The 10,095-nt window shown below is 52.0% G+C and carries 5 protein-coding genes and 3 pseudogenes; 3 read left to right on the forward strand and 5 right to left on the reverse strand.

All coding sequences use genetic code 11. From position 1 onward, the window contains the following. The 3 genes and pseudogenes from AC2FJ5_RS21090 to AC2FJ5_RS21100 all read right to left on the reverse strand — a co-directional run. Positions 1 to 3,243 (reverse strand): calcium-binding protein (locus AC2FJ5_RS21090; protein ID WP_496794494.1); only part of this gene is annotated, 3,243 nt, incomplete at its 3' end. Continuing rightward, positions 3,240 to 3,782 carry a hypothetical protein gene (locus AC2FJ5_RS21095; RefSeq protein ID WP_496794495.1) on the reverse strand — a complete coding sequence of 181 codons (543 nt, stop codon included), beginning with the start codon at positions 3,780 to 3,782 and terminating at the stop codon, positions 3,240 to 3,242. The genes AC2FJ5_RS21090 and AC2FJ5_RS21095, both read right to left, overlap by 4 nt. Positions 3,783 to 3,944: 162 nt before the next feature. Further along, a pseudogene (locus tag AC2FJ5_RS21100) lies at positions 3,945 to 4,176 on the reverse strand (integrase core domain-containing protein); the annotation flags it as partial. A 130-nt stretch (positions 4,177 to 4,306) separates the two neighbouring features. Between AC2FJ5_RS21100 and AC2FJ5_RS21105 the strand changes: the two are divergent. Beyond that, a complete protein-coding gene (locus AC2FJ5_RS21105) occupies positions 4,307 to 4,936 on the forward strand; it encodes a DUF4236 domain-containing protein (RefSeq protein WP_496794498.1) in 630 nt (209 codons plus the stop codon). Positions 4,937 to 5,245: 309 nt separating this feature from the next. On the opposite strand, the gene AC2FJ5_RS21110 is transcribed toward AC2FJ5_RS21105, so the two are convergent. Beyond that, complete coding sequence (locus tag AC2FJ5_RS21110) at positions 5,246 to 6,475, reverse strand: MFS transporter (RefSeq protein WP_496794496.1); 1,230 nt, start codon at positions 6,473 to 6,475, stop codon at positions 5,246 to 5,248. A 403-nt stretch (positions 6,476 to 6,878) separates the two neighbouring features. On the opposite strand from AC2FJ5_RS21110, the pseudogene AC2FJ5_RS21115 reads away from it, so the two are divergent. Continuing rightward, positions 6,879 to 7,990 (forward strand): annotated as a pseudogene (locus AC2FJ5_RS21115) (IS3 family transposase). 14 nt (positions 7,991 to 8,004) lie between these two features. Beyond that, a pseudogene (tnpC, locus tag AC2FJ5_RS21120) lies at positions 8,005 to 8,748 on the forward strand (IS66 family transposase); the annotation flags it as partial. An 803-nt stretch (positions 8,749 to 9,551) separates the two neighbouring features. On the opposite strand, the gene AC2FJ5_RS21125 reads toward tnpC, so the two are convergent. Next, a partial coding sequence (locus AC2FJ5_RS21125) for a calcium-binding protein (protein WP_496794497.1) occupies positions 9,552 to 10,095 on the reverse strand: 544 nt, incomplete at its 5' end.

Genomic DNA, 10,095 nt, shown 5'->3' on the forward strand with positions numbered 1-10,095 from the left:
TCCCAATTCGCGTGAGAACTGGCTGTCGACTTTGATCGTGCCATCCGGCGTCGTGATGATCAGACTGCTGCCATCAGCGGCAAACCGAACCTCATCCGTTAGGTACTTGCTTAAATCCAGCGTATCGAAACCATCATTTCGGTTGGTGATCCGGTCATCGCCCGAGTGATAGATGATCGTGTCATCGCCATGGCTCGCGTAGAACGTATCATTGCCCGTTCCGTCGACAATCGTCTCGCCATATTTGGTTCCAACAATCGTGTCGTCACCATCTGTCGATTGATCCGACAGTGCGCGATCTCGAATTCCGACTTCGTTCAACGCGCCATCTGAGAAGACGATGGTTTCGATGTTGGTCCTGTCTGCCCCAAAATCATGGTAGTGTTGATAGGTAAGGGTAATGGTTCCGTCAGGTGTCTCGATGACGACGCTGTCTCCATCGCTGGAAAAGTTAACCTGGTCGGAGGTGTATTTACTAAGGTCAAGCGTGTCCTGACCCCGGTTCGACTGGTGGCCATGAATGACGTCATCACCCGAATGGTAGATTATTGTGTCGTCGCCATTTCCGGCCTTAACCGCGTCGTTGCCTGAACCGCCAATAAGCTTGTCATTTCCACCCCCAGCATCAATCACATCGTTGCCGGCCCCACCCGCAATAATCTCTGCTTCATTGGTTCCGGTGAGCGCCTCGTCTGCCGCAGTTCCGAGTATTTGTGTTGCCGCCGCGGCTTGCCATTCAGCAAGGGAGACATCAACAAGAGTGATCGTCTCATCATCGCCATAGTTGAGAACGACGTCACTGTTTTGCTGCGCAATCGTGACGCCGGCCTGTGGTGCATTGGGATTTACTACGGCTCCAGAGATTATAATAATACTGGATGCTGTCTGAAATCCTGCAAAGGACTTGCTGCCGCTGCCCGGCTCGAAGTTCAGCTCCGTGTTCTCGGCGATTTGCTGAGGCGGGTCTACGTCCGGCATAGTCGCAGTGATCAAACCGTTGGACTCGAGAGTGCTACCTTTGAACTCTCCCCCAGCAACAAACCAACTCAGAGATGAGCCGTTGGAGATGTTTTCCGGGCTTAAGTCTGGTCGCCAAACATAGAGTATCCCAGGAGCGCTTTCATCCGGTGTGGCATTGCCGGACCGATATTCGTATGATTGGGTATAGTCTGCCGTCGCCAAATCATTCGGATCAATGTCGGGTGGCAGTATAGGTGATCCATCACTGTCGAGAACGTAACTTGAGGCGAGGTAAAATATCGAATGGTGTGTCTGAATTTCGCCCACCGAAGATCCTAAGAATGAGGCGGACGCCGTTACAACTGCTGATCCCCTGTCAACTGGATCGGGCCTCGGAGGAAGCCCCGAAGAATCGGAAGTCATGGGAGTTATGCCTTGGTATCCGAAAGTCTCCAATTCAATGATTGGTATCTGGTCGTAGAGTGCATCGTCGTAGGCATCCCACAAGAAGTATTCCAAGATCTCAAGCTTGATTTGCTCATTGCGGATTTCAATCTGATCGGCATCCTCCTGATCCCAGAAATATCGGTCTTCCGAGCCGGGGTTCAGCATCACGGTGTCAAATTGTGACCAGTCGATATCTGCATCAATCAGATCAAGGCTAAATTCCGAGAAGTTCTCTTCAGTAAGCCCCTCTACTTCAACCGTGGCGATACGACTGGCACCTGTAATGATATCCTTGTCGTCGCCCCCAAATATAATGGCAGGTCCATCGCCACCTTCCTGTATGTGAAACGTGTCAATGCCTTTACCACCGGCGGCCATCTGGCCCCCTGTCAAATGAAACGTGTCGTCGCCATCCCCACCAACTGCGACCTCGATGTTTGATGCTTCGAGGTCCAAGGTAACATCATCAGTTCCCTCAACGAAGGCGGTATCGCGCCCTTCGCCGCCATCAACCACAGTATCCTCGGCGTCAAAGTAAAGAGTGTCATTCCCACCTTCGCCGCGTAACTCGTCAGCCCCGCCACCGCCTTTGAGGATGTTGTCTAGAGCATTTCCTTTGATCTGATCGCTGTGATCTGAGCCAGTAACATTTTCAATCCCAAATAATCCTGCGTTTTGGCTTCCTGTGGAAACTTCAAAGTTTTCTAAATCGACGGTCAAACCTTGAGTTGTCTGCAAAACGAGTGTATCGTCGTTTTCCTCCAAGTTTTGCGTCACAACAGCTTCATCTGCATCGATATCATTTAGGCTGCTTAATGCCTGTTCGGCATCGCCTGAAATTGTAAAAATATCGTCGTATGCGGACCCAAAGATGTTTTCAATGGAAACAAGCGTGTCAATTCCACCGTACCCGTCTACAACTGTCATAGCGCTGCCTGAGATTTCAGCAAATATTCCCGATTCTGCTGCTCCACCGGCGGCGTCAGGAGTTAGGGAGTAATCGGCTGTGTCGATACCCGCCCCCCCATCTAGATAATCGTTACCCGCGCCCCCATTGAGAGTATCAGTGCCAGTGCGGCCATAGATGAAATCGTTTCCGAGACCTGAAGTTATAATATTGCTATCAATTGTCTGTTTATTAACGACTTCGGTGCCCGCAATGATAAGATCATGAATCTTGTCGGTATTTTTGGACGTATCGGCGTTTAGTCCAAGTTGTGTTGTATGAATTTTAGGGTCAGAACTAGGGTTTCTTGCAACTAATACATTGTCAACCGAATGCCCTGCTGGCAGCCATTGTCCACCATTCTCCGTTTTTAGCCAACTTCCACCCGCTGCAGAATAGCTTGCGCGACCGGGTTCTGCTGGTGTGCCAGGGTAGGATGCATCAAGATAGTCATTGGTTTTTTGAACGGTTACTCCGACATAATCTGGAGCTGAACCAATTGATCTCTGGCTGCCATCTAGTGTGTCGGTGGTGTCTTCATTTTCGGGATCGATCGCGTGTAATATTTCGTGAACTAAAACTCTTTCCAGTGAAAACTTTTGAGCTTCGCCGTTTGCATCGAGATAGTAAAGATTATTAGTGATATTAGCATCTATTTGTATCTCATTTCCACCTAATAGAGCTTGGGCCTTATCTTTCACTATCGAAATTACCAAAGGTAGGGCAGGTGAAATATTATCAAGAACTTCCGTTCGAAATTCTGAGTTAGTGTAAATGTTTTCAAGTGCAATAGTGATGGCTTTCTTTTGAAGTTCAAAATCAAATGTAGCCATATTGCTTGGGTTGTCGAATTCAATTGCCCCATTGGAGATTAGGTCTGCTATGCTCATTGATCTTCCTGCTTGAGTTCCTGTTTGTCAAAAAAATCGCAACGATCCAAATGGTAGTCGCGTCGATAGGGATCCCCCTGCGGCATCTCAGAAAAGAGGTGCCTGTCTATTTCACTGCATGAGTATCGCCCGATTCTAAGTGAATTGAGGTAGTGCCTGAGTGGCAGACCATAATAACCTGAAACGCTTCCTAAATCGTTTTGATTACGCCATTTTCTGCTGGTCTCAAAACTAGGAAAAAACTGAATTGTACAATTTCCGCCTAGAAAGCTAGCACTCTCATACAAAATTGTGCAGTTGATCATTCGACCAAGTACAGAAAGGCTAAGCAACTTGGGTTCTACTGTGTATCCCCACTGCCGCACGACAATAATTTTCTCAGTATCGTCACCAAGTAGATGCAGTAACATTGAACCGTCTGACTTAACGCCTACTATATTGCCTTCTATCGATGGAAGTTGCGGCCCCTCCGCCTCAAGCTCAGGTGTTGCTGACATAACGGAAGACGGCACGCTCAATAGGCTTACGATTGCGATCACCAGCGTGCGCACACAAATGTTGTTACAATACAATTCGCTACCTCCTGCAGGATTCAGCTTAAGATTGTAATTTTTTTCGCACCAGAAATCTAGGCGAGCAAGTAGATACTACTTTGACCAGACGTCAACTTCTTTCACGCCCGCTAAACTGAAATCAATTGACTAGGTGTTCAGTCCCGGCATCTGGTGGATCGGATTTAGGATGTATCGATCTGGTTCTGATCTCCAGATTTAGCAGCTGTGTTCGAAGCTGGTCGTGGCTTTCATAATGGTATCGTTTAACGGTTGCGTCCTTGATTGTGCGGTTCATGCGCAAAACCCGGCCATTGGTCCATGGATGGTTTGGCTTGGTCTGCCGAAGCTCGATGCCGTTGGCTTCACAGATCAAGTCGAACCGCATGGGCCGGGAAGCTAACGAATGCATCCGCAGCGCCTACGCCGAGCGGCAATGGCGGATCAGGGCTCCATGCTGCTCTTCTGTAGCGCGGTTATCCTCAAGGCTGTTACTCAAAGGAAATAATTTGATGGCTTTTCGATTTCAGAAACGGATTAAAATCGCGCGGGGTGTGCGGCTGAACGTGTCCAAGAGCGGTGTAAGTACAAGTCTTGGTGGCAGAGGTGGAACTGTCAATCTCAGCTCCAAGGGCGTACGCACTACGGTCGGCATTCCAGGGACGGGCCTGTCTTGGTCCAAGCAATCCGGGTGGTCCGATGTAAAGACCATGAGGCCAGAAGACGAGTTGTTGCAACTGGGGAAACTCTTGGATCGCCAAGCAAGTACTTTTAACACCCTCTCCCCCAAAACCAACAAGGTCTCAGAAAGCTGGAACAAGGCTGTAGCAAGCTTTGAGGGCGGTCGAGGCCCCAGCGCCTCAAAGTTTCAGACCCTGACAAAGCGTTTCGATGCCGCGATGACCGGGTACCAGAAAATCGAAGATGCTATTGCCGATCAGAAAGCAGAGTTGCAGGCAATTACGGATCGCCTAAATGGCATGAGATTCGGCATGTTCGGTGGAAAACTGAAAGCCGCACAGAAGGATTTACTTTCTCTGTCTGACGAACACCGGCACGACGCGCAAAAACTTCTGGATGCCCTGAACCGCCTGCGGCGCGAAGTCGGGACCGAGCTTTCGGATGCCGAAAGCAAAACTTGATCAGGTCTGTTTGGTAGCCTTGGCGAAATAAGGCTACGCTTGTGCACACTCATAGTGCCAACTCGCTTGACGGGAAGCGGATGTCGGCATTCGACAGTTCGCTTTATTCTGCACGAGCGAAAGGCCGAGGTGTGATCAAGGTCCGGTAAGGGCTCTGAGCGGCCTATCGCCGCGATCCGCTCGAATGGCCGGTTCATGTTGCCGAATGTCTGGGCCCCTCAAAGCGTTCGGCGGCAACGCTGACTTTCCAGACCTTAAAAACCGCAACGAACGGTTGATAAAAGGATACTACAACTCTTGCTGCCGTGTCTAATCAACGTCGGTAGGAAAGATAGCGGGCGAAGCCGCCGATGTCTGTGTGTACAGATGCTTTTCACGCTGTCCTTTCCTTTTGTCCGTCAGCAGACGGTAGAGCGCAAAAAGGCCCAACAGACTAAGAATTGCACCGATGAAAAGAAAGAGGCCACCTAGTTGGTCATTTTGCATAAACAATGATGCTGTGATCGGTCCGACAGTTGCTCCAATCGAGAATGCTAAAAGCAAACCCCCGCTTGTTTCCACCATGCGTTCGTTCGAAACGACGTCATTTGCGTGAGAAATGCAAAGAGCATAAACCGGAACCATCAATGCACCGTGGCAACCTGCAACTACAAAAGTTGGGACCCCCTCCGGAACAATATCGAAACCAATAATGAGACCCGTTATGACCGTGCCAAATGCTGTGAACGAAATAACGATCCGCCGATCAATTCGATCAGACACCCAGCCAAGCGGCCATTGAGAAACAGTTCCACCCAACACAAACGCTGCCATCAACAATGCTACATCGGCCGTCCCCATGCCGCGATCCTGTGCGAATACAGGTCCGAGCGACCAAAAAGCCCCCTCTACGGTACCGGCTAGCAAACAACCGACAACGCCTACAGGCGACACCTTGTAAAGCGCGTTGAGATTAAGCCTGGCAGAAGGCACCGGGGATGGTGCAGGTGTTGGGGTCAAGCTGATCGGGACAATGGACAGGCAAATCAGGATGGCGACCAAGATGAACAAAGTCGCATCCAATGTGTCAAAGGAATTGACCATAAGCTGCCCTGCCATAGTGACGATATTGGTAACAATAATGTAAATAGAGAGCGTGCGCCTCCTATTTGCATTGCTTGTGCTGTCATTCAGCCAACTTTCGGCAACAATGTAGAGAATCGCCAAACAGGCGCCGCTGAACAGGCGAAGAACACCCCAAAAAGTAACATCGATGAACAGTGGAAAGGCGAGGATAGAAGCCGTCAGTAAGGCCGTGATACCCGCAAACGTTCGCGCGTGTCCGACGCTCATAATGATCTTGGGGCCAAGAAAGCACCCGATTGTGAAACCACCAAAGTATGCGGTACCTAGCCAGCCGATCAGCGCGCCTGAATACCCTTCCTGTGTGGCTCGTATTGGTAACAGGGTCTGGAACAGCCCATTGCCTGCAAACAGGAGCGCCGCGCAACTGAGTATCGCGACAATGGTTACTGATGTTGACGAGCGGGAGGTGATCATTCGGGATGTTCTTTCGAGCGCATGTAAGCGCCCAGTCATCACCGAAGCTGTCGAATGAAGCAAGCTTTTGTGTGAAAGCCTAAATCCATTCTTACGGCAGAATTTGACGTTTTGGGCTCGCTGCGGCCATTCACTGCGGTGCGCTTGGACTGGCGGTGAGAGCCCTAATCTGCCATTGATTTGAACCGATCGCTGAAGGACCAACCAGCGGCTGTTTACGCAGAAGCAGCCTCGTCTGAGGCAGCTGACCATTGTTCAATTTCTGCCAAATGCTTCTGGGCTGCGCTTCTTCCATCCTGCCCAACTGTGTTTTCTAGCGAAATTCGCTTGAGACGTTTTGACCTGCTCCCCTGAAAAGTCCTCGATTTAGGGTTAGCCTGTTCTCCAACTGAGGAGACAGACGATGAAGAGAAGCCGTTTTAGCGAAGAGCAGATCATTGGCATCTTGAAGGAACATCAGGCTGGGCTTGGCGCGAAGGAACTTTGCCGCAAGCATGGGATCAGCGATGCGACGTTCTACAAGTGGCGATCAAAGTATGGGGGCATGGAAGTGTCTGATGCGCGTCGGCTGAAGACGTTGGAAAGCGAGAACGCCAAGCTGAAGAAGATGCTGGCTGAACAGATGATGGACGTTGCCACGCTGAAAGAGATGCTCGGAAAAAACTTCTGAGGCCCGGTTCAAGGAGGAATGCTGTGAACTGGGCAATGAAGACCAAGGGCTACAATCAACGCCGCGCCTGTGCGTTGGCTGGGATCGATCCACGTGTGTATAGGCGCCGGTCGAAGCGTCCTGCCGACGCTGAGCTGCGGACAAGGATGAAGGAACTGGCGTCCGAGCGGCGTCGGTTCGGCTATCGCAGGCTACATTTCCTGCTGAAGCGTGAAGGTTAGGAAGTGAACTGGAAGAAGCTGTATCGGCTCTACCGCGAAGAGGGATTAACCGTTCGTAAACGGGGCGGACGCAAGCGGGCTGTGGGCACCAGGACGCCCATGGCAATTCCGCAAGGCCCGAACCAGAGGTGGTCGCTCGACTTCATGTCGGATGCGCTTGAGGACGGGCGACGGTTCCGTGTGCTGTATGTGATCGATGACTTCAGCCGAGAATGTCTGGCTGCTGTCGCGGATACATCCATTGGCGGTGCACGTGTCGCCCGAGAACTGGATCGCATCGCCGAGCTGCGTGGCTACCCCTGCATGGTGGTCTCAGACAACGGGACGGAACTGACTTCAAATGCGATGTTGAAATGGCAGGAGGACCGCAAGGTCGGCTGGCATTACATCGCGCCGGGTAGGCCAATGCAGAACGGTCTGGTCGAGAGCTTCAACGGCCGGATGCGCGAGGAGTGCCTGAACGAGCACCTGTTCCCGTCTCTGCGCCATGCCTGCCGCTTAATTGCGGCATGGCGCGCCGACTACAATCACAACCGGCCTCACTCCAGCCTCGCTGGCCTGACGCCATTCGAATATGCTAACCGGTCAAAGGAAGACCAAGACCTGAACAGAGCTAACCTATAAATGCGGACTCAAAGGGGAGCAGGTCAGAGAGCATCGAGCAACTGCAACTGGCGTTGGAGACAAGTGAGATCGCGGTTGCCAAAATGACTGCAAAGCTGCGGCTTCCCAACGAAGAGCCCAAGGATAAACCGAAGCGGCGACCGATCCCCGATCACATCCCACGCATGGAAGTGGAGCTGACGACTGGCGACGAAGATTGCCCCCAGTGCGGTGGTGGACTGCGCCGCCTCGGCGAGGATGTGACCGAAGAGCTAGAATACGTTCTAGGCCGGTTCATCGTGAACCGCATCGTGCGGCCGCGCTTCGCTTGCTCAGGCTGCGAAGCCTTCACACAAGCCGCATTACCATCACGTCCCATCGAGCGCGGGCGTCCCGGTCCGGGATTGCTGGCGCATGTGTTGGTCAACAAATACGCGGATCACTTACCGCTCTATCGTCAAAGCGGCATCTTCGAGCGCGACGGGATCGACATTGATCGTTCAACGCTGGCGGATTGGATCGGTAAGTCCACAGCACTTTTAGAACCATTGGCGGATGCTATTGGGCGGCATGTGCTGACCGGTCAGGCCATCTTCGCTGATGATACGCCGGTGAAGATGCTGGCACCCGGCACGGGCAAAACAGCGACAGCACGCCTTTGGGCCTATGGTCGGGATGAGCGGCCTTGGGGCAGCAGCGTTCCACCTGCCAGTTGGTATCGGTTCTCGCCAGATCGCAAAGGGCAGCATCCAAAGGACCACCTCGCCAAATACCATGGCTGTTGCGGCGAGCTGCGACAGGTCCATACTTTGAACCAAAGTTGTGACTCAAATCAAATTCCGCCTTGAACATGGCCATAGGCTCCGGACACCACCAAAGGCTGCATTCACCGTATGCTTTAGCGTGTATAGGAAGGTCGAACGGCAAAGGATTTGGAGGCCTTGTGCAGTGCTCAAATGACACGCAAAGGCGGGAACCGCTGCGATAGTTGATGTCTCCGCGCTTCCCGCCTTTGCTACCCTCGCACTTGTTGTGTCAAATTAGATTCCATGCAGTCGTGAAAATGGACGACATGCAGTGTGTTTCCGGAATACGCAGACTAAGTCAGAAACGGCGTTATCTTTGACAATGAGCGGCAGTCTCATCGGGAGAAGCGCGTCAACCATCTGGGAATACGCATTCAGCCAATTGCGCAGATCAAAGCTCATTGGATTGGGAACCTTGAACGAAGCTTGCACTACCTTTTCAAGGTAAGATCTGCCGTTGGGCATTCTAAGCGCACGCTTACATACTGACGGCAATAACTTCTGGATCATTCCCAAATGATTGCCGCGCGAGTCCCGATAGCGGTGCCGCCCAATCCTATTGGGAACGTGCGCCGCACCCATAGCGTTTAAAGAGGCAGGAACCGCGAAGAACTCATCTATCGCAGCGGTTCCTGCCTCTTTTTCTTTCGCTGCAGCTAACCTCTGTTGCTTTCACCGCTGACCTCACGCCAACGATGCGGCCAGCGTGAGGTAGGATAGGTTAGTGCAGCCCACAGCTTCCGGAACCACGCCAAATCAGCTCGGATGGCCAGGGATTACCCGAAGAGGAAGTCTTCTTCGGTCAGGCTGGACACGTCGATGTTCTTGACCAAAATTGTGCCACGCCCTGCGACCGCGACTTCGGCGTGAGAGGTGCCTGAGGCGGTGATGGCAAGATCGTCATAGGTCACGCCGGCGATGTCGAGATGAAGCAGATCAATGCCGTCCTCGAAATCGTTGATGGCGTCGTCGCCAAAACTACCCCCAAAAACAAACTCATCAGATCCATCGCCACCGATCAAAGTGTCATTCCCCGCTCCACCTACAAGAACATCGTCACCCGCCTTGCCGTTTAGAGTGTCATTGCCGTCCAACCCATAAAGGTTGTCGCCATAGCCGGTGCCGTTCAGCGTGTTGTTGTTGGCATTGCCTTCGACAATCGTGTTGGCCAGAATGTCGTCCAGTGTCCAGATCGTGCCATCTGCGAACTCGATCACCTCAACGCCGTAGCCTTTGGAGGGGTCCTCAAACCGGCGCCCAACTACGATCACTTCAGTTCCAACCGCGCTTGTCACAACGATGCTAAGGTGTATAGAGCCA

It is taken from the genome of Ruegeria sp. CDSA221 (genome assembly GCF_059611825.1).

Excerpts from the sequence above, each read along its gene's own strand:
- AC2FJ5_RS21105 (WP_496794498.1), top strand. The coding sequence starts at position 4,307 with ATGGCTTTTCGATTTCAGAAACGGATTAAAATCGCGCGGGGTGTGCGG.
- AC2FJ5_RS21110 (WP_496794496.1), bottom strand. The coding sequence starts at position 6,475 with ATGATCACCTCCCGCTCGTCAACATCAGTAACCATTGTCGCGATACTC.